At 70.6% G+C, this 25,073-nt stretch carries 27 protein-coding genes; 8 read left to right on the forward strand and 19 right to left on the reverse strand.

The annotated features are described in order from the left end of the window. Nucleotides 1–6 precede the first annotated feature (6 nt). Genes RNB18_RS22180 through RNB18_RS22205 form a run of 6 tightly spaced genes read right to left on the reverse strand, consistent with a single transcriptional unit; the run spans nt 7 to nt 6,250 of the window. Nucleotides 7–777 carry a GvpL/GvpF family gas vesicle protein gene (locus RNB18_RS22180; RefSeq protein WP_311715839.1) on the reverse strand — a complete coding sequence of 257 codons (771 nt, stop codon included), beginning with the start codon at nt 775–777 and terminating at the stop codon, nt 7–9. Next, nucleotides 774–1,205 carry a gas vesicle structural protein GvpA gene (locus tag RNB18_RS22185; RefSeq protein ID WP_311715840.1) on the reverse strand — a complete coding sequence of 144 codons (432 nt, stop codon included), beginning with the start codon at nt 1,203–1,205 and terminating at the stop codon, nt 774–776. Before RNB18_RS22185 ends, RNB18_RS22180 begins: the two co-directional genes overlap by 4 nt. 58 nt (nt 1,206–1,263) lie before the next feature. Further along, the gene (locus RNB18_RS22190) at nt 1,264–1,632 is read right to left on the reverse strand and encodes a gas vesicle protein GvpO (protein ID WP_311715841.1); all 369 of its coding nucleotides are present in this window, start codon (nt 1,630–1,632) and stop codon (nt 1,264–1,266) included. Nucleotides 1,633–1,677: 45 nt separating this feature from the next. Further along, nucleotides 1,678–2,610 carry a non-homologous end-joining DNA ligase gene (gene ligD, locus RNB18_RS22195; protein ID WP_311715842.1) on the reverse strand — a complete coding sequence of 311 codons (933 nt, stop codon included), beginning with the start codon at nt 2,608–2,610 and terminating at the stop codon, nt 1,678–1,680. After that, nucleotides 2,607–4,454 carry a transketolase gene (locus RNB18_RS22200; protein ID WP_311715843.1) on the reverse strand — a complete coding sequence of 616 codons (1,848 nt, stop codon included), beginning with the start codon at nt 4,452–4,454 and terminating at the stop codon, nt 2,607–2,609. Before RNB18_RS22200 ends, ligD begins: the two co-directional genes overlap by 4 nt. Next, nucleotides 4,451–6,250, reverse strand: coding sequence for an FAD-dependent oxidoreductase (locus RNB18_RS22205; RefSeq protein WP_311715845.1), 1,800 nt, complete (start codon nt 6,248–6,250; stop codon nt 4,451–4,453). Before RNB18_RS22205 ends, RNB18_RS22200 begins: the two co-directional genes overlap by 4 nt. A gap of 138 nt (nt 6,251–6,388) precedes the next feature. Between RNB18_RS22205 and RNB18_RS22210 the strand changes: the two genes are divergently transcribed. Then, nucleotides 6,389–7,348: an LLM class F420-dependent oxidoreductase gene (locus tag RNB18_RS22210; RefSeq protein WP_311715846.1), complete on the forward strand. Its 960-nt coding sequence runs from the start codon at nt 6,389–6,391 to the stop codon at nt 7,346–7,348. A gap of 3 nt (nt 7,349–7,351) precedes the next feature. Continuing rightward, complete coding sequence (locus tag RNB18_RS22215) at nt 7,352–8,443, forward strand: enolase C-terminal domain-like protein (protein WP_311715847.1); 1,092 nt, start codon at nt 7,352–7,354, stop codon at nt 8,441–8,443. A gap of 62 nt (nt 8,444–8,505) precedes the next feature. Here RNB18_RS22215 and RNB18_RS22220 read toward each other — a convergent pair whose 3' ends face one another. Beyond that, nucleotides 8,506–9,513, reverse strand: a complete 1,008-nt coding sequence (locus RNB18_RS22220) for an SDR family oxidoreductase (protein ID WP_311715848.1) — start codon at nt 9,511–9,513, stop codon at nt 8,506–8,508. A 32-nt stretch (nt 9,514–9,545) separates the two neighbouring features. After that, nucleotides 9,546–10,010: a phage holin family protein gene (locus RNB18_RS22225; RefSeq protein WP_311715849.1), complete on the reverse strand. Its 465-nt coding sequence runs from the start codon at nt 10,008–10,010 to the stop codon at nt 9,546–9,548. Nucleotides 10,011–10,136: 126 nt separating this feature from the next. Between RNB18_RS22225 and RNB18_RS22230 the strand changes: the two genes are divergently transcribed. Next, nucleotides 10,137–10,487, forward strand: a complete 351-nt coding sequence (locus RNB18_RS22230; protein ID WP_311715850.1) for a VOC family protein — start codon at nt 10,137–10,139, stop codon at nt 10,485–10,487. A gap of 129 nt (nt 10,488–10,616) precedes the next feature. Here the strand turns inward: RNB18_RS22230 and RNB18_RS22235 are convergent, their stop codons facing one another. Beyond that, nucleotides 10,617–11,516 (reverse strand): arginase family protein, encoded by a 900-nt coding sequence (locus RNB18_RS22235; protein WP_311715851.1) that lies wholly within the window; start codon nt 11,514–11,516, stop codon nt 10,617–10,619. 59 nt (nt 11,517–11,575) lie between these two features. Here RNB18_RS22235 and RNB18_RS22240 point away from each other — a divergent pair, with 59 nt between their 5' ends. After that, nucleotides 11,576–11,923 carry a DUF6204 family protein gene (locus tag RNB18_RS22240; protein WP_311715852.1) on the forward strand — a complete coding sequence of 116 codons (348 nt, stop codon included), beginning with the start codon at nt 11,576–11,578 and terminating at the stop codon, nt 11,921–11,923. Here RNB18_RS22240 and RNB18_RS22245 read toward each other — a convergent pair. The 7 genes from RNB18_RS22245 to RNB18_RS22275 all read right to left on the reverse strand — a co-directional run bounded on the left by RNB18_RS22245 (nt 11,895) and on the right by RNB18_RS22275 (nt 19,670). Continuing rightward, a complete protein-coding gene (locus RNB18_RS22245) occupies nt 11,895–12,458 on the reverse strand; it encodes a GNAT family N-acetyltransferase (protein WP_311715853.1) in 564 nt (187 codons plus the stop codon). The two genes, RNB18_RS22240 and RNB18_RS22245, sit on opposite strands and share 29 nt — an antisense overlap. Nucleotides 12,459–12,487: 29 nt before the next feature. After that, on the reverse strand, nt 12,488–12,727 hold the full coding sequence (locus tag RNB18_RS22250; RefSeq protein ID WP_311715854.1) for a LapA family protein: 240 nt from the start codon (nt 12,725–12,727) through the stop codon (nt 12,488–12,490). Nucleotides 12,728–12,786: 59 nt separating this feature from the next. Then, the gene (locus tag RNB18_RS22255; RefSeq protein ID WP_311715855.1) at nt 12,787–14,541 is read right to left on the reverse strand and encodes a CocE/NonD family hydrolase; all 1,755 of its coding nucleotides are present in this window, start codon (nt 14,539–14,541) and stop codon (nt 12,787–12,789) included. A gap of 109 nt (nt 14,542–14,650) precedes the next feature. Then, nucleotides 14,651–15,574 carry a S66 peptidase family protein gene (locus RNB18_RS22260; RefSeq protein WP_311715856.1) on the reverse strand — a complete coding sequence of 308 codons (924 nt, stop codon included), beginning with the start codon at nt 15,572–15,574 and terminating at the stop codon, nt 14,651–14,653. Continuing rightward, a complete protein-coding gene (locus RNB18_RS22265) occupies nt 15,571–17,535 on the reverse strand; it encodes a S9 family peptidase (RefSeq protein WP_311715857.1) in 1,965 nt (654 codons plus the stop codon). The genes RNB18_RS22260 and RNB18_RS22265 overlap by 4 nt, the downstream gene beginning before the upstream one ends. A gap of 4 nt (nt 17,536–17,539) precedes the next feature. After that, nucleotides 17,540–18,844 (reverse strand): M20/M25/M40 family metallo-hydrolase, encoded by a 1,305-nt coding sequence (locus RNB18_RS22270; protein ID WP_311715858.1) that lies wholly within the window; start codon nt 18,842–18,844, stop codon nt 17,540–17,542. Continuing rightward, nucleotides 18,837–19,670, reverse strand: a complete 834-nt coding sequence (locus RNB18_RS22275) for a M55 family metallopeptidase (RefSeq protein WP_311715859.1) — start codon at nt 19,668–19,670, stop codon at nt 18,837–18,839. Before RNB18_RS22275 ends, RNB18_RS22270 begins: the two co-directional genes overlap by 8 nt. A gap of 146 nt (nt 19,671–19,816) precedes the next feature. Here RNB18_RS22275 and RNB18_RS22280 point away from each other — a divergent pair, with 146 nt between their 5' ends. Then, nucleotides 19,817–20,932: an acyltransferase family protein gene (locus tag RNB18_RS22280; protein WP_311715860.1), complete on the forward strand. Its 1,116-nt coding sequence runs from the start codon at nt 19,817–19,819 to the stop codon at nt 20,930–20,932. A gap of 33 nt (nt 20,933–20,965) precedes the next feature. On the opposite strand, the gene RNB18_RS22285 is transcribed toward RNB18_RS22280, so the two are convergent. Beyond that, nucleotides 20,966–21,691 (reverse strand): class I SAM-dependent methyltransferase, encoded by a 726-nt coding sequence (locus RNB18_RS22285; protein ID WP_311715861.1) that lies wholly within the window; start codon nt 21,689–21,691, stop codon nt 20,966–20,968. A gap of 237 nt (nt 21,692–21,928) precedes the next feature. On the opposite strand from RNB18_RS22285, the gene RNB18_RS22290 reads away from it, so the two are divergent. Next, a complete protein-coding gene (locus RNB18_RS22290; RefSeq protein ID WP_086726831.1) occupies nt 21,929–22,228 on the forward strand; it encodes a hypothetical protein in 300 nt (99 codons plus the stop codon). Nucleotides 22,229–22,592: 364 nt separating this feature from the next. Here RNB18_RS22290 and RNB18_RS22295 read toward each other — a convergent pair whose 3' ends face one another. After that, complete coding sequence (locus tag RNB18_RS22295) at nt 22,593–22,925, reverse strand: hypothetical protein (protein ID WP_311715862.1); 333 nt, start codon at nt 22,923–22,925, stop codon at nt 22,593–22,595. A 226-nt stretch (nt 22,926–23,151) separates the two neighbouring features. Here RNB18_RS22295 and RNB18_RS22300 point away from each other — a divergent pair, with 226 nt between their 5' ends. Further along, nucleotides 23,152–23,370 (forward strand): hypothetical protein, encoded by a 219-nt coding sequence (locus RNB18_RS22300; RefSeq protein WP_311715863.1) that lies wholly within the window; start codon nt 23,152–23,154, stop codon nt 23,368–23,370. A 72-nt stretch (nt 23,371–23,442) separates the two neighbouring features. Here RNB18_RS22300 and RNB18_RS22305 read toward each other — a convergent pair whose 3' ends face one another. Continuing rightward, complete coding sequence (locus tag RNB18_RS22305) at nt 23,443–23,844, reverse strand: hypothetical protein (RefSeq protein ID WP_311715864.1); 402 nt, start codon at nt 23,842–23,844, stop codon at nt 23,443–23,445. Nucleotides 23,845–24,027: 183 nt separating this feature from the next. Here RNB18_RS22305 and RNB18_RS22310 point away from each other — a divergent pair, with 183 nt between their 5' ends. Then, nucleotides 24,028–25,017: an AraC-like ligand-binding domain-containing protein gene (locus tag RNB18_RS22310; RefSeq protein WP_311715865.1), complete on the forward strand. Its 990-nt coding sequence runs from the start codon at nt 24,028–24,030 to the stop codon at nt 25,015–25,017. Nucleotides 25,018–25,073: the final 56 nt, after the last annotated feature.

Consider the following 25,073-nt stretch of genomic DNA (forward strand, 5'->3'; position numbering starts at 1 on the left):
GCCGCCTCACTCCTCCGCGTGGTCGATGCCGACCGTGGTGCCCGCGGGTTCGGCCGGGCCCGGGTCGACGAAGCTGTACGGCGGCAGCGGACCGTTGACCCGCAGGTCGAGGTGCGGATGGTCCTTGCGCAGCTGGTCCACCGCCTCCAGGAAGGACGCCGCCGCGTCGCGCTCCACGAGGAAGGACACGTTGGCGAGCCAGCCCGAGGATTCGGGGCCCACGCTGATCGCGTCGGCGAGCGGTTCCAGGGCGCGCTGCACCTCGTCGGCGTCCTCGGCCTCACGGGCCTTGACCGCGGCTACGACCATCTCGCCGAGCCTGAGGCGCTCGTCGTAACTGCCGCCGCCCGCCTGCCGGTTGGCCTCGGTCACGGCGCGGATCTCCGGGTTGTCGGACATCACGCGGTGCAGTACGGCCTCTTCGTCGTGCGTGGCCTTGACGTTGTACTCGACCTTGCCGTCGAGGGTCCGCAGGCGCTCCTTGTAGTGCTCGGAGCGTTCCGCGAGCACCCCGGTGACGGTGCCGTCGTCGGGCGCCACGCTGCCGAACCGCATGGGCAGGATGCAGCCGCCCGCGCCCGCCTCGCTCAGGACGTTCTGGTGGGCGAGGAGGTCACGTCGCTTGGGCCGCAGCCCTTCGGGGGAGTCACTGACGATGGCCGCCAGATCGCCCTCCGTCAGCACCCGCACCGGAAGCGCGGGGTCGCCGACCCCTCCCAGGCCCTCGGGCAGCGCGGGGTGGGAGGCGGCGGTGATGCCGTACACATACGTGCTCACTCCTCTTCCTCCTTCCGGCGCGAGGACGAGGACGTCGCCTTGCGGGCTCGCGGCCTGGACTCCGGCTGGCCCTCCTCACGGGCCTGCTTGAAGGCACCGGAGATGGTCTCGGCGGCACCGGAGAGCGCTCCCTTGGACTTGCCGCGGGCGCCGGACTCGGTCATCTCGCCGACCAGGTCGGGCAGGCCGGGGTCCTTGCGCGGCCCGGCCTCCAGGTCCAGCCGGTTGCACGCTTCGGCGAAGCGCAGATAGGTGTCGACGCTGGCCACGACGACCCGGACGTCGATCTTCAGGATTTCGATGCCGACCAGAGAGACCCGTACGAACGCGTCGATGACGAGACCCCTGTCGAGGACCAGTTCCAGAACGTCGTAGAGGCCGCTGGAGCCACCTCCGCCACCGCCCTGTTGTGCCGGGACAACGGTCATATCGGCCGCGCCTCCTCTTCTGTGTGCTGGTGAACGGATGTCTGTGCGGGTGGGCGGCCTAACGGCCGCCCTGCCTGTGTGCGTCCGCGCGCCCGCGTTCATAACGGCGAACGCGCCGATAGCCGGTGAGCTGTCCGTCGGGGTCGAGCTCGACCTGGTAGCTCGCCATCAGGCTCATCGTGTCGGGCACGCGGGACAGCTCCAGGACCTCGATCTCGAGCGCCCAGCCGTCCTCCGTCTGTTCGAAGGACGACACGTTCTCGGCGGCCATGCCGGTCAGCTCGGCCAGCTGGGTGCGCGCGTTGCGCAGCACCTCCATGGGGTTCGGCCGCCGGTTTTCAGCCACGCTCTCTTCGGTGTCCTTTTCTGCCCGCTCAGGGGCATTTCGTGAATTCTGTGATTCCGATGAGTTTTTTGTGTTCGACATGGCCACCTCTCACCTCGGGTGGCCGCTCGTTCCTTCGCCAAACCTTCAAGAGGGCATCAACGCGTTCAACCTGCGCCGGGCGGGACCGAGGGCGCGTCCCTTGGCCATGACCCCGGCCCAGGGATTGCTGCGGGCCTGTTCGACCGCGTCGGCGATGGTCCAGCGGCGTGCGTCCAGGTCCGGGTCGTCCAGCTGGTCCCAGGCCATCGGGGTGGCCACGGGCGCGCCGGGTTTCGCCCGTACGGTGAAGGGTGCGACGGCGGTCTGCGCGTAGGCGTTGCGCTGTACGTCGAGGTAGAGCCGGTCGCCGCGGTCCTTCTTGCGGGCGGCGGTGGTGAGCCGGTCGGGACGGTCGGCGACCAGGGTGTCGGCGACGTCCTTGGCGAACTCCCGGACCTCGTCGAAGTCGTGCCGGCCGTTGAGGGGCACGATCACATGCAGCCCGCGCGAGCCGGTGGTCATCAGTGCCGAGGGCAGTTTCAGCTCGTCGAGCAGTTCCCCGAGCTGCCGGGCCGCCTCGTGGACCGCGGCGAAGTCGTCGTCCCCGGCCGGGTCGAGGTCGAAGACCATCCGGTCGGGCCGCTCGACGCTGCCGGCCCGGGACAGCCAGCGGTGAAGGGTGAGGGAAGCCTGGTCGGCGAGGTAAAGGAGGGTGGCGGTGTCGTCACAGACGGTGTGGCAGACGGTTCCGCCCTCCTTCGGCACCTCGACGCGACCGATCCACTCCGGGTAGGAGTCCGGGGTGTTCTTCTGCATGAACCGGGGGCCGGTGACGCCGTCCGGATGCCTTTCCAGCATCAGCGGACGGCCCCGCAGGTGCGGCAGCATGAAGGGCGCGACGGACCGGTAGTAGTCGACGAGATCGCCCTTGGTGTACTCCTTGGCGCCGTCGCCGCCGGGGAAGAGCACCTTGTCCGGCCGGTGCACCTCGACGGTGTGCTTCCCCGCCCGTACGGTCCGTACGTCGTCCCCGGTCATGGCACGATCGCCTGCTCCACCAGCAGCCGTCCGGCGGCCGCGATCGACTCGGCGTCGATGCCCGCGGCGTGCAGTTGCTCCTCGGGCGAGGCCGAGCCCGGCATCGTACGGACGGCAAGGCGCACCAGGCGCGGTACCGGCCGGCCGTCGGCGAACGCGTCGAGGACGGCGTCGCCGAGACCGCCCTCCTCGCGGTGGTCCTCCACGGTCAGCAGGCAGCCGGTGTCCTCGGCGGCCTGCCGCAGGGTGGCGCGGTCGACGGGCTTGATCGAGTACAGGTCGACGACCCGGACGCGGATGCCCTCCTGCTCCAGTGCCTCGGCGGCCTTCAGTGCCTCGTGCACGGTGACGCCCGCGGCGACGACCGTCAGCCGGTCGCTCTGGGAGAAGCGCAGCACCTTGCTGCCACCGATCGGGAAGTCCTCGTCGGGGCCGTAGATCACCGGGCTCTCGCCGCGGCCCGTGCGCAGATAGCGGATGCCGTCCAGGCCCGCCATCTCGGCGACCAGGTGGGCGGTCTGGTTGGCGTCGCACGGGTACAGCACGGTCGAGCCGTGCACCGCCCGCATCATCGCCAGGTCCTCCAGGCCCATCTGGCTGGGCCCGTCCTGCCCGATGGCCACGCCCGCGTGCGAGCCGACCAGGTTGATGCCGGCCCCGCTGATGGAGGCCATGCGCACGAAGTCGTAGGCGCGCGTGAGGAAGGCCGCGAAGGTGGCGGCGTACGGCACCCAGCCGCGCGCGGCGAGTCCCACGGCGGCCGCGACCATCTGCTGCTCGGCGATGTAACACTCGAAGTAGCGGTCGGGGTGTTCCTTGGCGAAGAACTCGGAGCGGGTGGAGTCACCGACCTCGCCGTCGAGGGCGACGACGTCACCGCGTCCGGTGCCCAGGGCGGTGAGGGCCTGCCCGTAGGCGTTCCGGGTCGCCACTTCCTCACCGGTGTCCCATCGGGGCAGTTCCAGGTGCCCGGAGCGGACGGCGTGCAGCAAGCGGGCGGCCGGCGGCTCGTGCACCTGGACACGGAGGTCACGTACGCCGCCGAGTTCCTCGATGGCGTCGTCGGCGTTCTTCAGCGGCTTCCCGTGCAGTCCCTCGCGGTCCTCGACGTCGGCGACGCCCTTGCCCTTGAGGGTGCGGGCGAGGATCGCGGTGGGCTGGCCCTTGGTGGACTCGGCCTCGCCGTACGCGCGGTCGACGGCGTCCACGTCGTGCCCGTCGACCTCGACCGTGTGCCAGCCGAAGGCCTGGAAGCGGCGGGCGTAGGCGTCGAGGTCGTGGCCGTGCCGGGTGGGGCCGCGCTGGCCGAGCCGGTTGACGTCGACGATCGCGGTGAGGTTGTCGAGGTGCTCGTGACCGGCGTGTTCGGCGGCCTCCCAGACCGAGCCCTCGGCAAGTTCGCTGTCGCCGCACAGCACCCACACGCGGTAGCCGGTGCGGTCAAGGCGCTTCCCCGACAGCGCGATGCCGACGCCCACCGGCAGCCCCTGGCCCAGCGATCCGGTGGCCGTCTCGACCCAGGGCAGCTTGCGCGGCGTCGGGTGTCCTTCGAGGCGGCTGCCGAGCTTGCGGAAGGTCAGCAACTCTTCGTCGTCGACGGCGCCGGCCGCCTTGTACGCGGAGTACAGCAGCGGCGAGGCATGGCCCTTGGACAGCACGAAGCGGTCGTTGCCGGGGTGTTCGGGGCGGTCGAAGTCGTAGCGGAAGTGGTTCGCGAGGAGTACGGCCATCAGGTCCGCGGCGGACATCGAGGAGGTCGGGTGCCCGGAGCCCGCGGCCCCTGCGGCGCGCACACTGTCCACGCGCAACTGCTGTCCGAGTTCGACGAGTTCACCGGTGTTCATGAGTCTCCTTCTGCGGGATCCGCGTCGGTGCGCTTGACGGGGCCGGGGGCTTTGGCCGGCTCACCGTCGGGTTGGTTCCTGGCGGGCTCGGGGGTGGGTTGGCTTTTGGCGGGGTGGAGGCCGGGCTGGTTCTTCGCGGGCTCGGGGCCGGGCTGCTTCTTCGCCGGTTCACCGCCGGGCTGGTTCTTCGCAGGCTCGGGCGCCTTCTGCTCAGGCGACTTCTGTTCTGGCGCCCTCCGCTCAGGCCCCCGCCGCTCGGGCGACTCCTGCTCGGCCGCCTCGCGCGCCTTCGCCTCCGAGATCACCGCCTCGCCCGCGCTCGCCACCTCGGTCGGCTCCCACTCATCGGTCTGCTCCACCGCGGGAACCCCCGGCTCGGCCTCCTCCACCGCGGGCGCGGCCGGCTCGATCGCCCTGCGCCCCGGCCTCGTCTCCTGCTCCGTCGCCGCCCCGGGCCCCGAGCGCGCGTCGGCGTTCTGGCGGGCCTGCGGTCGGCCCGGGACCCGTGCCAGCTCCGGAGAGGCCGTGTCCAGCGGTACCGACCAGGACCGTACGAGGCCCAACTGGACGGCCTGGCGCGGGAGTACGGCGTCCAGCAGCCAGTCGGCGGCGACCCGGACGCGGTTGCCCGGCATCGCGGCGAGGTGGTAGCCGCGGGTGACGGCCCCGGCCACGAGGCCGGACAGCGGGACGCCCAGCGGGTTGGCGGCGGCCTTCACTCCGCCGAGGTCCACCACGAAGCCGAGGTCCCGATGTTCGTAGGGGCGGCGCACACCGGCGCCCAGGGAGGCGGCGACATTGAGCGCCGCCGTACGCCCCTGCCGCCAGGCGTGCTGCGCCGTCATCGGCGTGAACTGCCCCGGATTCTCCAGATCGGGCACCGCGGCCGCGTCACCGCACGCGAACACCTCGGGCCGCCCCGGTACTTGCAGGTTCGGATCGACGAGCAGCCGGCCGCGCTCCATGGGCAGCCCGAGCGATTCGGCGAGCGGATCGGGCCGTACACCCACGCACCACACCAGCGACCGTGTCGCGACGAACTCACCGTCGGTCAGCAGCACTCCGTCCGGCGTGGCCTCCTTCACGGAGGTGCCCATCCGCACCTCCACGCCCCGTTCCCTGAGCGTGCGGTCGGCGGTGCGGGAGAGATGCTCGTCGAGCTCGGGCAGAACCCGCTCCGCGATGTCCAGGAGGAGCCAGCGCGGCCGCATGCCCTTGCGCAGCGGATGCCTGCGCACCTGCGCGTCGGTGAACAGCTGGCCCTGCGCGGCGACCTCGGTGCCCGTGTAACCCGCGCCGACCACGACGAAGGTGCACCGGGCGGCGCAGGTCTCGGGATCGTCGGCGGCCGCGGCGAGTTCCACCTGCCGGGTCACGTGGTCACGCAGATACAGCGCCTCGGGCAGACCGCGGAAGCCGTGCGCGTGCTCGGCGACGCCGGGGATGGGCAGCAGCTTGTTGACGCTTCCGGCGGCCAGCACCAGCCGGTCGTAGCCGAGCGTGCCGCCGGTGCCCTCGGGGTCGGTGTAGTGGACGGTGCGTCCGTCCAGGTCGATGCCGTCGGCCTCGCCGAGCACCAGCCGCACCTGCGGCAGCGTGTCGGAGAGGGAGACGGTCACCCGCCGGGGTTCCAGGATCCCGGCGGCGACCTGGGGCAGCAGGGGCAGATACAGGAAGTAGTCGGTCGGGTTCAGCAGGGTGATGTCGGCCTTGCCGCGGGCTTTTCGGGACAGTTCCTTGGCCGTCCGGTACCCGGCGAAGCCGGCACCGACGATCACGATGCGGGGTCGACTCACGGTTCGCCTCCGGGGCTGTCGCGTACCTCGGGAGCCTTCCGCGTCCCCCTGGCCAGGGCGCCCAAACGCCGGTTTCCGTACGGGCCGCCGGGTACTCGGACGAAGCCCCCTATTCATGGAGCCGACGGAGGTACCCCCATGCCCGAATACGGCTATTTCCTGTCGTGCGAGGAGTTCGGTCCCGCGGAGCTGGTCGAACAGGCGCGGATGGCGGAGCAGGCGGGCTTCGGCTCGCTGTGGATCTCCGACCACTACCACCCGTGGAACGACGCTCAGGGCCAGAGTCCCTTCGTGTGGTCGGTGATCGGGGCGCTCTCGGAGGCGGTTTCTCTTCCGATCGAGACGGCCGTGACCTGCCCGACCGTGCGGATCCACCCGGCGGTCGTGGCGCAGGCCGCGGCGACCTCGGCCGTGATGACGAACGGCCGCTTCCGCCTCGGCGTCGGCTCCGGGGAGGCCCTCAACGAGCACGTCCTCGGCCATGTCTGGCCGCCCGCGCACATCCGGCTCGAGATGCTGGAGGAGTCGATCCAGGTGATGCGGCGCCTGTTCACGGGCGAGGAGGTCAACCACCACGGCACGCACTACACGGTGGAGAACGCCCGCCTCTACACGGTCCCCGACGAGCCCGTGCCCATCGACATCTCCGGCTTCGGCCCGGCGGCCACGGCGCTCGCGTCCCGGGTCGGCGACGGCTACATCACGATGACGCCCGACGAGTCGATGGTCGAGCAGTTCCGCAAGGGCGGCGGGGGCGGGAAGCCGGTCATCGGCGGTACGAAGGTCTGCTACGGCGTCGACCGGGACGAGAGCGTCCGTACGGTCCGCAAGCTGTGGTTCAACCAGTTCCTGCCCGGTGAGATGGCCCAGATCCTGCCCTCGCCGAGCCATTTCGAGCAGCTGGAGCCGCTGGTCACCGAGGAGATGGTGCGCGAGAAGGCGGTGTGCGGGGACGACGTGGACGAGCACGTCGCCGCGCTGAGCGCGTTCGCCGACGCGGGCTTCGACCGCGTCTACGTCAACCAGATCGGACCCGACCAGCGCGGCTTCTTCGACTTCTACCGTACGAAGGTGCTGCCCCAGCTCCAGCAGGGGTGAACGATGAAACTCCTCAGGCCGGTCGTCTCGGTGTTCACGGTGCCGACCGACGCCCCCGAGGCCGACGGCACGCTGTCCTGGGACACCACGACCATGGTGATCGTCGAGGTGACGACGGGTGACGAGACCGGCACGGGCTGGACCTACGGCCCGGCCGCGGTCGGCGACTTCCTCACCGAGCACCTCGCCCCGCTGGTCGAGGGCCGCAGCGCGCTGGACATCCCGGCGCTGCACGAGACGATGTGCCGTTCGGTCCGCAACGCGGGCCGCCCCGGCATCGCGGCCTGCGCGATCTCGGCCCTCGACATCGCCCTGTGGGACCTGAAGGCCCGCCTTCTGGAGCTCCCGCTGGCGCACCTGCTCGGCGTGGCCCGCGAACGCGTTCCCGTCTACGGCAGCGGCGGCTTCACGACGTACCACGACACGCATCTGGCCGCGCAGCTCAACGGCTGGGTGCACGGTCAGGGCATTCCCCGCGTCAAGCTGAAGATCGGCGAGAGCTGGGGGCGCGCGGTCCCGCGCGATCTGTCCCGGGTCCGGACGGCCCGCGAAGTCATCGGCCCGGACGCGGAGTTGTACGTCGACGCGAACGGCGCGTACACCCGCAAGCAGGCGATCCGGGTGGGCAACGCCCTGGTGGAGCACGGCGTCGGCTGGTTCGAGGAGCCGGTGTCCTCCGACGACCTGACCGGTCTGCGCCTGGTCCGCGACGCACTCGTCTGTGACGTCACGGCCGGCGAGTACGGCTACGACCTCCCGTACTTCGCCCGCATGATCACGGCCGGCGCGGTGGACTGTCTCCAGGTGGACGTGACCCGCTGCGGCGGCATCACGGAGTTCCTGCGCGCGGCGGCCCTGGCCCAGTCCCACGGCCTGGAGATCTCCACCCACTGCGCGCCGCACGCGCACGCTGCGGCGGCCGCCGCGATCCCCAACATCCGGCATCTGGAGTGGTTCCACGACCACGTCCGCATCGAGGACATGTTCTTCGACGGGGCACTGGATCCGACGGGCGGCACGGTCCGCCCGGTGGCGGGAGTGGGACACGGCCTCACGCTGCGCACGGAGGAGGTGGAGGAGTACCGGGTGGCTTGAACACCGCTGCTCCCCACCGCACGACCAGCCCGCGTCACCGCACGACCAGCCCGCGTCGGGGCTCAGCCCCGACGCCGCAGCCCGGCGGTCACCGCGGCGCCCAGCCCACCGGCCGCGGCGGCCACGAGCATGCGTCCCCGGTTCCGGGACAGCCAGTCCTGCGGGCTGCTGGACACAGCCTCCTCGTCGAACCGCCCGTGGGCCCCGAAGTCCCGTCCGTGCGGCCCGTCCGCGGGCACCCACAGGTTCCCCGGGCCGCCGTGCTCCCCCTCTTCCTGCTGCGCCTCGACGTTGGTGCGCGCGAGGTATCGGTCCAGCGCGCCCGGCGCGACCGCGTTGGCGATGAGCGTGGCCACCGTGGACCCGCCGACCCAGTACTCCCGCCGCCGCGCGTGGAAGGCCGCGTGCACGATCGCGCGAGCGGCGACCTCCGGCTGATACACCGGTGCGACCGGACGCGCCCGCCCCGGCATCCGGTTCAACACCCAGTCGAACTGGGGTGTGTTGACGCCCGGCAGCTGCACCATCGTCGTACGGACACCGCTGCGCGTGTGGAGCAGCTCGCACCGCAGGGACTCGTTGAAGCCCTGGATGGCGTGCTTGGCCCCGCAGTACGCCGACTGCAGCGGAATGCCCCGGTAGGCCAGCGCGGATCCCACCTGCACGACGGTCCCGCGGTCCCGTGGCAGCATGTGGTGGAGAGCGGCCCGGGTGCCGAACACATAGCCGAGGTACGTCACTTCGGTCACTCGCCGGAACTCGTCCGGCGTGATCTCCGTGAACCTCGCGAAGACCCCGGAGAAGGCGTTGTTGACCCAGACGTCGATGTGCCCGAAGGCGTCCACGACCTTCTGGGCCGCGTCGTCGACCGCCTTGGAGTCGGCCATGTCGACGCTCACGACGAGCGCCTCACCGCCCGCCTGCTGCACCTCGTCGGCGGCGGCCGCGAGGCCCTCGCGGCCCCGGGCCAGCAGGGCGACCCGGGCCCCGCGTTCGGCGAAGGCCCGGGCCGTGGCCCGTCCCACACCGCCGCTGGCCCCGGTCACCACGACGACCTTGCCGCGCTTCACACCCGTTCCTTCCCTGCGTCGCGCACCACGCGTCACGCCCGGTGATGCGGCTGCTCGGGGTCGGTGTCGTCCTGCCGCGGCGCCGCGGCGGGTTCCGATGTGCCCGGTGCCCCGGGGGCGACCGGCGGCATGGGCGGATACGGCGTCCCGAGCCCGCTCGGCGGCGCGGCCACCGTCTCCGCCTGCCCGGTCGTGGGCCGGGACGCGGCGGGCCTGGCGGCACCGCGCAGCACATAGGCCACGGCCCCCAGGATCACGGCGGTGATCAGCGCGGCGGCCCAGTCGGGCAGCCCGAGAGCGAGGGCGAGTCCCACGGCAAGGGCCAGGGCCGCTCCCGCGTACAGCGCGACGGCACCGGACGCGGCGTACAGCGTGGCCGTACGGCGCTGCTTGCGCGTCTGCTCGCGCAGCTCGTCCCGTACGGTCTCACGCGCCACCTTCGCCAGCTCGTCGACCAGATGCTTGTCCAGATGCTCCAGGTGATCCAAGCGCTCCATGGCCGCCGGGTACCCGCACAGGCGTGCGCATAACGCCGGGGCCACCTGTGCGGTGCGGGCGGTCGGGTCGGGAGGATCGCGTGAAACGATCTCCGCCGCCCGGCCGCCCCAATTAGGCTCGTCCGCATGGACATTCTGGGAACCACGCTGCGTGTCTGTGTCGATGACCTGGAGGCCGCGGTCGTCTTCTACGAACGGCTGGCGGGCGCCAAGGCTCTCCGTTTCGAGCGCGGCGGCGTCCAGGTGGCCGCGGTGGGCTGCTTCCTGCTGATGAGCGGCCCCGAGGCCGAGCTGGAGGTACTGCGCAAGGTCGCGGCGACCATCGCGGTGAAGGACGTCGACGAGGCCAACCAACTGCTCAGCGAGTTGGGCGCCCGCGTCATCGCAGGCCCCGTACCGACGCCGGTGGGCCGCAATCTGATCGCGATGCATCCGGACGGCGTGGTGTACGAGTACGTGGACCGCAACGTCGGCTAGAGGGACGGGCTCCCTGGGTCTCGGGCCGCATCCGGAAGTCGTGGCACGGCGGCAGCGGTTCGTCGCTGACGCGGCTCCACAGCTCGCTGATCGCCTCAGCCCCCGTGAGTCGGCCAGGGGAGCTGCCGGTCAGGATTGCGCAAAGGCGTCCACGACGATGTCGGTGAGCAGCGCGCCGGCCGTGCCCTCGGGGTCCAGGTCGGGGTCGTAGATGGTGATGTTGAGGCCGACGCAGGAGGGGGAGGCGAGCAACGGCCGTAGCAGGGAGGTGAGTTCGGCGGGCAGGAGCCCCTCCGGGTCGGGGCTGTCGACGGCGGGCATGACGGACGGGTCGAGGACGTCGGCGTCCAGATGTACCCAGAAGCCGTCGATCTCGGGGATCTCGAAGGCCTGGGCGGTGGCCCGGGCGAGGGCGTCGGCGCCCCACCCCCGGAGGTCGCCGACGGTCACGACCGGGATCTTCAGGGCGGCGAGCTCGGCCCGGTCCTCCTCGAACTCGTCACGGATCCCGAAGAACCGCACGTCCTCGTCCCGCAGATAAGGCCGCAGGCCTTCCAGGTTCGTCAGGTCCTCCTGCCCGCGCCCTGTGGCCAGCGCGACCTCTTCGCCGCCCGCCGCGCCGATCCGGTCGGAGTTGCCGGTGTGCCGGAAGTCCGGCGAGGCGTCGATCGCGGCCAGACCGTAGCGTCCGACCCGGCGCAGCGCGAGCGAGGCGCCGAGCTGGATGGAGCAGTCGCCGCCGAGGACGACGGGGAAATCCCCGGCGCGCACATGGCGCTCGATGCGGTCGGCGAGCCTGACGGTGTACGAGGCGATCGCGGCGGCGTTGAAGACACCGTCACCCTCCTGCCAGTCCCCGCGGTCGTAGCGCGGCGGCACCACCACGCCGCCTTCCAGGGCGTGCAGCCGCTGTACGATCCGCTGCTCGCGGAGAGCGCCGGCGAGCTTGTAGCAGCCGGGCACGGTGCCGGGGGCGGGCGGGCGCAGGCCGAGATTGGAGGGGGCGTCCAGCACGACGATATTCCGCATGCGGATCATCCTCGCCGACGTACAGTCGACCGTCCACGGAGATTGACGAGGGAGCGACAGTGAGTGAGCAGCACACCTACCGGGTGATCGTGCGCGGAACCTGGGACGGGCTCACCGACGAGGCCCGCGTCCGGCTGCTCGCCGAGGCGGCGGACCACGGCATGGCGAGCATGCGGTTCACCGAGGAGGGCTCGCTGTCGTACGAGCCGGCGCCGCTGAAGCACTTCTCGATGCGGTACGTGGTGGTCTCGGACGCGGCGGACGGCGAGGAGATGGCGGGGGCGATCGCCGAGGACCGCGCCGAGGGCACGCTGCGGGATCTCGGCTACGGCTTCCGGGACCTGAAGTCGACGGTCACGGACCTCGACACCATGAAGATCAACCGGAAGCCCGCATCTCGGCGGTGATGGCCCAGCGCTCATGGTCCCGCCAGTCCCCGTCGATGTAGATCATCTTCGGTGAGAAGCCTTCGCGCCGGAAGCCGCAGCTGCGGGCGAGGGCGAGGGAGGCGGTGTTCCGGGGCTGCGCGTTGATCTCGAGGCGGTGCAGCCGCATCGGACCGAAGGCGTGGTCGACCACGAGGTTCAGCCCCTCGCGCATCAGCCCGCGTCCGGCGGCGTGCGCGAAGGCGCCGTAGCCCAGGGCCCCGCACAGGAAGCCGCCCTCGACGATGTTGTTGATGTTGATGTACCCGGCGATGGCCCCGTCGCCCAGCTCGCCGTCCTTCTCACAGACCAGGAACCCCGCCTTGGTCCGGTCCTCGATCAGCCTGCCGGCGTAGGCGAGATAGGCACTCTCGCTGTCGGGCGGGAACAGCCACGGCTGGTGGAGTTCCTTGCTCTCCCGGGCCCGGGCGGTGAACTCGGCGCCGTCCTCGTAGGTGAAGTGGCGTATGCCCACGCGGGGGCCTTCGGCGAGATAGCGGGAAGCGGTGTGCGGCATCTGGCCACCCTACGATCCGCCGGGCGGTCCTAGCCGCGCCGCTTCATGAAATACGCCCCGCACAGGGCGCCGATGAGGCCGGTGGCGAGCAGAGCCGTCCACAGGGGCATCGTCACCTCGGGGACCAGCAGCCGGATCCTCGTCGCCCGGGTGTTCTCGAAGATGAAGGTCAGGGCGAGGACGGCCAGCAGCAGGACGACGACCCTGGCGGGCGTCATCGCCCCGCTCCTGTCCTTGGTGGTGCCGCCTGCGGAGGTCTTCGGGCTCATGCGACCAGGGTGAGCCCGAAGTCTCGGTCACGCACGGTGAGAGCTGCCCTCCGGGTGACTCACCGTCCCGCGACCGGCAGCTCCAGCACCCCGGCCCGCCCGGGCGCGCTCACCACGGTCACCGGCTTGATCCCCCGGTTCCCGAAGTAGGCGTCGTCGCTCGCCGCGATGACGAACTGGAGCCGGTGCCCCTTCTCGTAGCGGTGGACGACCCCCGGCAGGGTCACCGTGAACGGCTTCGTCACGTCGGGCACCCGGACCGGGGCGACCAGCCGGTGGGCGAGCGTCTTCGTGCCGTTCGGAGCGATGTCGTAGATCTTGGCGAACAGCACCAGTTTGTCGGCGGCGTCGCCCGAGTCCTGCGTCCGCTCGGCCTTCGGGGAACTCACCTCGAGGGTGACCTTCGGGGCACCGACGACGTCGAGGGTCCGGGGCAGCGGCGCACTGGTCCAGTCGGCGTAGGTGCCCGCGGTGTCGTACGGCGCCGGGTCCGGGAGGCCGAGGGCGCCGTACAGCGAACTCTCCGAATGGCTCGTCGGAACCAGCCGGTTGCTGTACGACCGGCTGCCCGGTGTCACCTTCCTGCTGTTGTCGACGAGTTTGCCGTCCCCGGAGAGGTAGAGCTTCTGGCTGAGCACGGGCAGGTGGTCGGCGGTGGCGTAGGTGCCGTTCGGGTCGGTGATCCAGTCGCGGTAGTAGGCGAAGCCCGGGCCCGTGTCGACGTTCCGCTGCCCGTGCAGGTACCGGTCGAACCAGGCGAGGACCCGCCGGCCGACATAACTGGTCTCCAAGTTGCCCTGGACCAGGTTGAGTTCACCGGCCGCCGGATCGGTGAGACCGCCACTGTGCCCTCCGGACTGCCAGATCATCCTGGCCGTCGTGCCCTGCACCTTGAGCGTCTTGTACGTCGCCGTCGCCTCGTTGAGATTGAAGAGACTGTCGGCCTGCCCCTGGATGAGCAGGGTGGGGGCCTTGACGCGGCGCAGGTACGACACCGGCGAGACACTGCGCGAGTAGTCGAGCAACTCGGCCGTGCGGGCCGCCGGAAAGCTCCCGGAGTTGAGCGTACGGACGGTGTCGCAGGCCTCGGTCACGAAGTGCAGACAGCCGAGGGAGTTGATCCGGGACGGGTCGAGGTTCACCTCGGTCAGCGGCTGGCTCTCGCCGATGAGGTAGAAGCCGTTGGCCCACTGCCACTTGAAGGCACCGGGGACGCTCCCGCCGCGCGTCGCGTTGTTGGGGGCCAGTGCGTACGCCAGGTCGTTCCAGGTGATCATCGGCACGAGCGCGTCCACCCGGTGGTCCACGGCGGCGGTCGCCAGCTGGATCGCGCCTCCGTAGGAGCCTCCGATCATGCCGACCCGCGGGTCGCCCGGGCCGTCGAGGGTGACGAAGTCGGCCCTGGTCCCGTCGTCGGCGGCACGCCTCCCGCCCAGGAAGTCGATCAGCGCCGAGGCGGCCGTCCCGTCGATGCCGGGATCGTCGAGGGAGATCAGACAGCCGGACCTGCCGAAGCCGAGCCCCGACCAGGCGAGCGAGACATAGCCGCGCTGGGCGAAGGCCCTGGCGGTGGCGTCCGTGGAACCGTCGGACTTGCTGCCGCCGAAACCGTTGGTGGTGAGCACGGCGGGCGCCCGCTCCACACCCGAAGGGCGGTACAGGTCGGCGTCGATCGTGCAGCTGCGACTGCCGGCCTGGATCGTGAACTTCAGTGCGCTGACGGTGTATTGGCCTGTCGCGGGGGCGGGGGTGGTGAGCGCGGCGGCGAGCAGGAGCGCGAGCGGGACGGAATGTCCGAGCACACGACGGGACACGGAGATACCTCCACACAGGGGACACAACCCGATACTTACCGACCGGTAGTCATGGTGTGACACGTGTCAGAGGAGGTCAATCGCCCGACCGGGTGTTTCTGACGGAGTTTCAGTGGAGGGCGGGTTCCTCCAGCGTCAGCGTGCCCGCGTCGGCGTCGAGCTCGGCGGCAACCCCGAACGGGATCGTCAACGCCCCTTCGCAGTGCCCGAATCCGAACTCCTCGACGACGGGCACGCCGAGTCCTCCGAGCCGGTCGATGAGCAGGGCGCGCACCCTCTCGTACGGTTCGCACCTCTCCCAGGACCCGAGGAGCACCCCGCGCACCCCGTCGAACCAGTCGGCGCGCAGGAGCTGGGTCAGATAGCGGTCGAGGCGGTACGTCTCCTCGCCGACGTCCTCCAGGCAGAGCAGGCCCCCGCGGGCGCCGGGCCGGGCGTACGCGGAGCCCAGTTCGGAGGCGAGCAGGCACAGACAGCCGCCCAGGATGACACCGCGGGCCCGGCCGGGGACGAGGGCCCTGCCGCCGGAAGCGATCGTGCGGACCGTCTCCGGCGCGAACAACGTGGACCTCAGATGCTCCTGGGACCGCGCGTTCTTGATGAAGTCGATGCCGGCGGCCATCGGACCGTACAGCGTGACCAGGCCGAGCCGGGTGGCGAACGCCTCGTGCAGCGCGGTCACGTCACTGAACCCGACCAGCACCTTCGGACCGGCCGCGCGCATGGCGTTCCAGTCGAGCAGTTCGACCATGCGCATCACGCCGTATCCGCCGCGGGCGCACAGCACGGCGTCCACGGACGGGTCGCACCAGGCGTTCTGGAGATCTGCCGCCCGGTCGGCGTCCGTGCCCGCGAGGTAGCCGAACTCGCCGTGCCGGTCGAGGACATGGGGTCCCACGACGGGGTCCAGATCCCAGCCGCGCAGGATGTCCAGGCCCGCCTGGAGCCGTTCCTCGGGCACCGGCCCGCTGGTCGCGACCACGGCCACGCGCGCGCCCGGGGTGAGTCTGGACGGCCTGACGAGTTCCTTCACCTGATGAGCTCCAATGTCGGTACGCCGGGCGGGTTCAGCCCGAACACCTGGGCATACAGGGAGAGTTCGGCCTCCAGCGCCCGGATCATCGTCTCGGCCAGACGGAACCCGTGCCCCTCCCCCTCGAAGGCGATGTACGCGTGCGGCACCTGTCGGCCGGCGATCCGGGCCAGGAACCGCTCGCACTGCGCGGGCGGGCAGATCACGTCGTCCAGGCCCTGGAGCAGCAGGAAGGGCACGGTGACCCGGTCGGCGTGCTCGACGGGCGAGCGTTCCGCGTACCGGCCGGGGACCTCGGCGAGCGGTCCGACCAGGCTCTCCAGGTACTGGGACTCGAAGTCATGGGTCTCCCCCGTGCCCCAGCCGGCCAGGTCGAGGATCGGGTAGACGATCGTGCCGCACGCGTAGACGTCGGTCGCGGTGAGCGAGGCGGCCGCGGTCCAGCCGCCCGCGCTGCCGCCGCGGACGGCGAGCCGGTCGCGGTCGGCGGTGCCCTCGTCGGCGAGGGCGAGCGCGACGGCGGCGCAGTCCTCGACGTCGACCACGCCCCACTGCTCGCGCAGCCGGTTGCGGTACTCCCGCCCGTACCCGGTCGAGCCGCCGTAGTTGACCTCGGCGACCCCGATGCCGCGCGAGGTGAAGTAGGCGATCGAGAGGTCGAGCACGAGGGGCGCGTGTCCGGTGGGTCCGCCGTGCGCCCAGACGACGTAGGGCGGCAGCTCGCCGCCGGGCGCCCGGTGTCCGGGGTGGTGGGGCGGGTAGACGTGGGCGTGGATGTCGCGGCCGTCCGGTCCGGTGAAGACGCGGATCAGGGGCTCGGGGTAGTACACGGGGTCGACGGGGTCGTCGTGCGGGGCGCCGATCACCCGGGCGCGGCCGGTGCAGGTGTCGAGCTCCACGACCTCGTAGGCGGTGCGGGGGCTGGCGCCGACGGCGACGACCCGCTCGCCGTGCACCGCGAGGGTGGGCGCGAACTCGGTCCAGGGCCCTGCCGCGTCGACGAGTTCGCCGGACTCGGGGTCCAGGATCCCGAGGGCGGTCGAGCCGCTGCCGTGTACAACGGCGATCAGTCCGCTGTCCAGGGGCGCGAACCAGCGGTGGCCGAGCTTCCAGAGGGCGCCGCCGAACTCCTCCTCGCGCGGGCAGAGTTGCTCACCGTCGCGGTAGAGGTTCCACCAGCCGGTGCGGTCGCTCGCGTACAGGAGACGGCCGTCGGGCGACCAGTCGGCCTGGGCGATCGACTCCTCCGGACCGCCGGCCAGGGTGCGGGGCTCGACGAGCGTGCCGTGGGAGCCGATGTCCGCGACAACCAGTTCCGTGCCGTCCCAGGGCATGCGCGGGTGGTCCCAGGCGAGCCAGGCCGCACGCGAGCCGTCGGGAGAGATGCGGGGGCCGGTGACGAACCGATGGCGGTCGTCGGTGAGTTCGCGCACCGCGTCCCGGTCCCGCACGGCCGAGCCGTCCAGCGGTACGGCGGCGAGGACCCGGCGGACGTCGGTGGGCCCGTCGCCGGTGAACTCCTCGAGGACACACCACACTTCACCCAGGTCGAGTCTCAACTGCGGTTCCGCCCAGCGCAGTCCGCCGCCCACCGGGGAGACCGGTGTCAGGGGACGCGGCTCGCTTCCGGGCTCGTACCGGTACAGCCGCTGGTCGGCGAAGTGCACGAACACGACGAGCGGTTCGCCGGCCACCACCGCGCCGGCCCAGGGGTGGCCGCCGTACTCGATGACCCGGCTGCGCACGTTCCACGGCGCGGGCAGCACCGACTCCTCCTGCCCGTCGGCGCGCCTGCGCACCAGGGTGCGGCGACCGCCCTCGGTGGGCCGGGGCTCGGTCCACCACACCTCGTCCCCGACGAAGCCCAGCCATTCGGGGTGCCCGTCGTGCGCGGCCGCGAGCGCCGCGTCGATGGGCGAGGGCCAGGAACCGTATGCCGACGTCTGCACGTTCTCCCCCACTTGCTCAGGCCGTACGCAGGAAGCGGTCGAGTACCCGCACGCCGAAGTGCAGTGCCTCGACGGGGACGCGCTCGTCGACCCCGTGGAACAGGGCCTGGTAGTCGAAGCCCTCCGGGAGCTTCAGGGGCGCGAACCCGTACCCGGTGATGCCGAGGCGGGAGAACTGCTTGGCGTCCGTGCCGCCGGACATGCAGTACGGCACGACGTGCCCCTCCGGCGCGAACTCCTCGACGGCGGCACGCATCCTGGCGTACGTCGGCGAGTCCACCGGTGCCTGGAGGGCGACCTCGCGATGACTGAACTCCCAGTCCACGTCGGGGCCGGTGAGCAGGTCGAGGGTCGTCCGGAACTCCTCCTCGCCGCCGGGCAGATAGCGGCCGTCGACGTAGGCCACGGCCTCCCCCGGGATCACGTTGAGCTTGTAACCGGCCTCCAGCATGGTCGGGTTGGCGCTGTTGCGGACGGTCGCCTCGACCAGCTTGGCGGCGGGACCCAGCTTCTCCAGCAGCCGGTCCACGTCGGTGAGGTCCGTCTCGATGCCGTAGAGCGCGGCGAGTTCGGCGAGGGCCGCGCGGACGGTCGGGGTGAGCCGCAGCGGCCACTCGTGCTCGCCGATGCGGGTGACGGCGGCGGCGAGCCGGGTGACCGCGTTCTCCTTGTTGACCTTGGAGCCGTGCCCGGCCCGGCCGCGCGCGCTGAGCTTCAGCCAGCCTGTGCCTCGCTCCCCCGCGGCGATGGGGTAGATCTGCCGCCCGGCGCCGTCGTGGAAGGTGAACGCCCCCGACTCACTGACCCCCTCCGTGCACCCCTCGAAGAGCTCCGCGTGCTCGTCGGCGAGGAACCCGGAGCCGTCCTCGGCACTGGCCTCCTCGTCGGCGGTGAACGCGATCACTAGGTCCCGCCGGGGCCGTACACCCTGCCGGGCCCAGCCCCGCACCACGGCCAGGATCATCGCGTCCATGTTCTTCATGTCGACCGCGCCGCGCCCCCAGACGACCCCGTCGCGGATCTCCCCCGAGAAGGGGTGAACGCTCCAGTCGGCGGCCTCGGCGGGCACGACGTCCAGATGACCGTGGACGAGCAGCGCGTCCGCCGACGGGTCGCTGCCCTCGATGCGGGCGACGACGTTCGTACGGCCCTTGGTGCGCTCCAGCATCATGGGCTGAAGGCCGGCCCCGGCCAGTTGCTCGGCCGCGTACTCGGCGGCGGGGCGCTCCTGGCAGTCTCCGCCGCCCCGGTTGGTGGTGTCGATGCGGATGAGGTCGGAAGTGAACCGGACGACCTCGTCCAGTGCCTGCTGGTCAGCCATACTGCTCCTCCACGGCGGCCGAGACGATGGTGGTGACCGCCTTGAAGGTACGGATTCCCGCGTACATGGTCTCGCTGGTGTACGCCACCTTCCGCTCCCCGATCCGCCGCACCCCCGGTACCACGGTGGCGGCCATCGCGAGATGCTCGGCGTCGAACTCGACCGCGATCGTGAACGGCCCTGCCTGCACCGGTTCCTGACGGACCGCCAGCTGAGCCGCCTCCTTGGCGGCGGCCCGGATGTCGGCGGCCGTGCGGGTCGGCGTACGGCACACGGCCGCGTAGCGCGAGACATGGTCCTTGACCGCGACCTTCAGCGCCTGAGGAGCGTAGCCGAGGGCGTCCTCGCAGGCCACGTCGTCGCCGGTGACGAGGACGACGGGGACGCCGTACTCGGCGACCACGTGCGCGTTGAGATGTCCCTCGCTCGCGGGCACGTCGTTCAGCCACACCCCGGTGATGGAGTTGGCGAGGTAGGTGTGGGCGAGAACGCCCTCCTGGCCCGCGCCCGCGTGGTAGCCGAGGAACGCGATGCCGTCGACGTCGCCGTGCTGGACGCCCTCGACCATGGACAGCGACTTGTGCCGGCCGGTGAGCATCTGTGCGCGCTCGTCGAGCTGCTCGAGGAGCAGGTTGCGCATGGTCCAGTGGGCCTCGTTGACGAGTACCTCGTCGGCGCCCCCGTCGAAGAAGCCCAGCACGGCGGCGTTCACGTCCGAGGTGAACATCGCACGGCACCGCTCCCACTGCGGTGTGCCCGGCAGCACGTCGGCCGGCCAGGTCACTCCGGTCGCGCCCTCCATGTCGGCGCTGATCAGGATCTTCATGGTGCGCCACGTTACGCGTCGCGGAGGTTTACGTCGCCCGCAGGTGGTGAGGCGAGCCCCATGTCGCTCACCCCTGCCGCACAGGCAACCCCTGGAAGACGCGTATCCTCCCCCGCGGGTTCCACAGGAGACGGACAGGGAGAAGCGTGAGCGACACCGCACAGCCCGTACAGTCGGCGCGACGGACGACGGCGACCACCGCGCCGGGGAACCCGCCCGAACGCCCGAAGCAGCGCGACGCGTTCTTCGACAACGCCAAGTACCTCGCGATCGTGCTGGTGGCCATGGGGCATGCCTGGGAGCCGCTGCGCTCGGACAGCCGTGCCGTCACCGCGCTCTACACGATCGTCTACGCCTTCCACATGCCGGCGTTCATCATCGTCTCGGGCTACTTCTCCCGCTCCTTCGACGCGAGCCCGGCGAAGATCAAGCGACTGGTCACCGGGGTCGTCGTCCCTTACGTCGTGTTCGAGACGGCGTACACCTATTTCACCCGGTGGTCCGACGGTGTTCCGGACCGTGCGATCAGCCTCCTGAACCCGCTGTACCTGACGTGGTTCCTGGCCGCCCTGTTCATCTGGCGGCTGACCACCCCGATCTGGCGGAGCGTGCGGTGGCCGCTGCCGATCGCCCTGACCATCGCCGCGCTCGCCACCCTGAGCCCGTCCATCGGCGACGACCTCGACCTCCAGCGCACCCTGCAGTTCCTGCCGTACTTCGTGCTCGGCCTGTGTCTGCGCCCCGCGCACTTCTCGCTGCTACGGCAGTGGCGGGTGCGCATCCTCGCGGTCCCGGTCTTCGCGGCCGCGGTGGTGTTCTCGTACTGGGCGGTCCCGCGCATGGACTACGCCTGGTTCTTCCACCGCGGCGCCGCCGAGGACTTCGGGGTGCCCGCCTGGTACGGGCCGCTGATGACGCTCGCCCTCTTCGGCTGCTCGCTCGTCCTGGTCGCCTGCTTCCTGTCCTGGGTGCCCGGGCGCCGGATGTGGTTCACGGCACTGGGCGCGGGCACGCTCTACGGCTATCTGCTGCACGGTTTCGTCGTCCAGGCCGGCAACCACGTCGACTGGGCCGGCCACCACTGGCCGCACACGCCGCTCGGCGAGATCGCCGTGACCGTCGTCGCCGCCGTGGTGGTGACCGTGCTGTGCACCGCGCCCGTGAGGCGGGTCTTCCGGTGTGTGATGGAGCCGAGGATGGAGTGGGCGTTCCGGAAGACCTCGCCCGTCACGGGCGGGGTGCCCGCCCAGGTGCGCCGGTAAGGCCTGCCTCCGGGGAAGAGGTCCACCCGGTCGTCAGGCGGTGCGTCCCACCACCCACCACTTCGACGGCAGTTCGATCCGGGTGCCGTCGGACCGGTACTCGGTGGTGACGAGCGGCAGGTCACCGCTCGCCACGATCGTCAGCCCGGCCGCCCCGAGGTACACGGGCACCGCCTCGTCGGCCACCTCACCGGGGGCGATGCCGTGCGCGAAGATGGGCGCCAGTTTGGCGGGCGGCCCGTCGGGGCTCTGCGCGAGGCCCACGAGGACGGTCTTGGCCGCCTCGGAGAGCTCGACGAGGAAGGCCCGGCCGCGTTCCCCGACGAGCGTGGCGATCCCGTCGACCATCTGCTGCCGATCCTCGGGCGCGGCCTGGTGCAGCACGCCCCGCATGTAGACGTTGGCGTCCCCGAGTTCGGCGTGCAGGTTCTCCGGGTCGCCCTTGTCGGAGGCGTCCAGCAGCCGGTACGTCACCTGCTCGTCGGGGTCGGCGTCACGGGCGCGGTCGAGGGCGGCGGCGGACAGGTCGACGCCGATCACCTGGGTGAAGTGGGCGGCGAGAAAACGGCTCTGCGTGCCGTTCCCGCAGCCCAGGTCCACGAGTGGCAGCCCGGGATCGACCAGCAGCGGCTCGAAGTGGGCAAGATGGACTCCGGCGGTCAACACCGGCTCCGCATCCCAGAACACGGCCCCCTGCCGTCCCGGGGCCTCCCGCCAGAACCCCTCCCAGGACTCCCGGTATCGACCGCTCACGCTCATGCCCAACTCCCCAGGATGCGAACACAACCCGCCAAAGCTGACAGGCCAGTACGGTGTATCGCGCCGAGGTTACGCGGACAAGCGCATGGCGCATTCCTTCACTGCCAGTTCGAGAGACCACGCCCGTAGGCCGTGTTGCCAAAGGAAGCTGGTGAGCCGGGTGCAGCCGCGTGGTGTCCATCTCGCTGAGTAAACTGTGCACACTGCTGGTTTCCCGTTCGACCGAAGGGCTGAGCCGTGCCCGACCGACCTGAGATCGTCTGCATCTGCGGCTCCACCCGGTTCGTGGACGAGATGCGTGCGGCGAACCGTGATCTGACCTTCGCAGGTGTCATCGTCGTCGCGCCGGGCGAAGCAGACGAGTTGATCACCAACGAGCAGAAGACCGCGCTGGACGCCCTCCACCTGCGCAAGATCGACCTGGCTGACCGGGTTCTGGTCGTCAACCCCGGCGGGTATATCGGCGAGTCCACGAGCAGGGAGATCGCATACGCCCACGCCACCGGCAAGCCGATCTCGTTCACCGATCCCGTCTGACCAGTAGACGCCTCGTCGGGCGCAGCCTTGTGCTTGTGTCGCGTGACGTGATCTCCGGCACGATGACGACGAAGAACACTTTGCGACTTGCGTCGTAACGGCTCTCCCCGATGACGCGCACGTGGTCGCGCAAGGACTTGCTGGTGACGGACTCCTCTTCCACGAGCGAGTCACGGTCCGGCTTGCCAGCGTCAACGACCCCTCGGAGACAGCTCTTTGAGTAAGCGGCGCGCGGCTCGCAGAGTGGTAGGTGAGCCCGCAAGGGCATGATCGTTCTCACCGGCATTGTCTGTACCGGAGCAACGGTGGTAACCGGATCACCGTAGCGGCGGCCTACCTCCGCGCGCCGAGCAACAGCCGAAACTCATCCGCCCAACCTGCGCGGACATGTCCGGTTCTGCCAGGGAAGCGCCTCAACCGATGCAATGTCGCCCGCTGCCAGCAGCCCGAAGAGCCGGAGAATCTCCTGGTGGGCGACCTCGTGCATCTCCCCCGGGGCCGGCGAATCGTCGTCCGGGTTCTCCCAGACCAACAGGCCGCCGTGGAACGCGCTGAGGCACCACCCGCTCTCATGGTTCAGCGACACGTCGGGGTGCTCGTCATCGGCCTCCGCCAGCCCGTCGAGCACTCGCCTCATCGTCTCCGGATCCGGCTTGTCGACCGTCCCGCCCATGACGTCGTACATGAAGTAGCTCACGGACGAATTACCTCACGCCGTGATCCGACCTTGGTTCGGCCGAACGGCACGTGTGCGGCCCTCGGCCGTCACACGATGGGATCCACGTTCCACGTCTCCGGCAGATCGTCGCCGCAGAAGACGCAGACGAAGTGGTCCCCACCTCATGGGTGAAGCCGGAGGGCCGCTCGAGTCCTGCATCGTCCAGAGCACGAGCGGCTTCCGACCAGGAGGTGACGTACGGGCAGTGTCCGGTGGGCTGATTGCTGACCTCGCGCACGAAGCCGATCTCGCCGGCACTCAGCACCATCGGCCCGGCGGCACAGGCCATGTGCTCGCTTCGCCGCGGCGCCAGGCAAAGCGCCCCGTCCAGGCCGACCACACGAAGGTGAACGGTTCGGCCAGATTCGCCGCCGAACTGATCCGGCATCCGCCGCCACCAGGCCGGATGGCAGCCTTCAGCTAGATCGGTCCGACATATCGGTAGCTCCGCCCCCACGTCCTCACGTGAGCCAACCCAGAGTTTCCGACACCCGCCTCAGCAATAGGCGTACTCGACAGCGCCGTCGCCGTCGTCGTCGTAAGCGATGGTGCTGAAGTTGTCCAACGACGTCCAGCCGTAGTTCGAGCCCTTATCGGTCCGGAGGTACACCCACCAGTGCGAGGTGGCGCTGTTCCACTTGAGGCACCGGACCCAGACCCAGTCGTTGGCCGAGATCGAGGCGAGGTTGTCGCATCCGGAGTAGTTACTGTTCTTGAGGTGGGTGGATATGTTGATGGAGCCGCCCCCCTCGCCGTTCGCGCTGGGGTTCCAGGTGGTACAGGCTGCCGCTGAGGCCGACGGTGTGACGGCCACGGTCATGCCGAACATCATCAGGCCGGTGGTCAGGACGGACGCGAACAGCCGCAGCGGACGGCGGTGTGAAACGTTGCGCAACACGCAGATCCCCTCTCACTCACAAACAGTCGAACGGTCGTTTGTCGGACCGAAAGCTATGGCGCGGCGGCACGTGCGGGCGTTATCAGACAGCGACGGCTGATTAGCAACGCGCGCCAGGCCGGATTACGCCTCACCGCCAGATCGAACGGAGGGCCAGAATGTCGGCCCACGGGGGTGCTGCACGTGTTCGAGACGGTGTACAGCAGTGACGAGTGGCCGCCGGGCGAGAGATTCGACCGCTGGCGCGAGATGATCACCCAGTCGTATCTGCCGTCGGTGGTCAGCAGCGATGAAGCCGCCGACTTCCGCGGCGTGGCCAGGGTGTTGCAGGCCGGGCCGGTGCATGTGGCGACGCTGAGACTTCCCGCACTGCAGGTGGTGCGCACGCCGGTGCATGTGCGCAGGTTCGATCCGGATCAGTACCAGCTGGCCGTGACGCTGCAGGGACGGCGGACCATGGCGCAAAGTGGACTTGAGGTCGCACCGGAGGTGGGGGACCTGGTGCTCAACGACTCCTCGCATCCGTACGAGTCGTGGATGCTGCCTGACAGGGGCGCGGTCGAGACGATCACCGTGGGCATACCGCGAGCCGCCCTGCCCCTGCCACGGGAGAAGGTCGACCGGCTGCTTGCGGCGCCGATGGCCGGAGGTACGGGGCTCGGGGGGCTCCTCGCGCAGTTCCTGGTAGGCCTGGTCGCCGAGTCGGAGTCATACCGTCCGCAGGACACCGTACGACTGGGCACGGTGGTCCTGGACCTTGCCACGGCAGTGCTGGCTCATCGCACGGAGACCGGCGGCGCTGTCCCGCCGGAGAGCCGTCAGCGCGTACTGCTGGTCAGCATCAATGCCTTCATCGAGCGCCGGCTGGGCACGGTCCAGCTGTCGCCCGCCCTCGTCGCCGCCGCGCACCACATCTCCGTACGCCAGCTGCACCGGCTCTTTCTGCCCCAGGGGACGACGGTGAGCGAGTGGATCCGGCACCGCAGGCTGGAGCGTTGCCGCCGCGATCTCCTCGACCCCCGCCTCGCCGAGCTGCCGGTCCACGCGGTGGGGGCACGGTGGGGTTTCAGGTGTGCGGCGGACTTCAGCCGGGCCTTCAAGACCGCCTACGGGACCCCACCGGGCGACTACCGGCGGCGAAACCGGCCGGGACCGACCAAGCGGCGGGCCTGACGCCTCCCGTCCCGACTCGCTGTCACTGGGGCACCGGCGATACCCTCGCCGCTCGC

This window comes from Streptomyces doebereineriae, from assembly GCF_031845645.1.
Lineage (GTDB): Bacteria > Actinomycetota > Actinomycetes > Streptomycetales > Streptomycetaceae > Streptomyces > Streptomyces canus.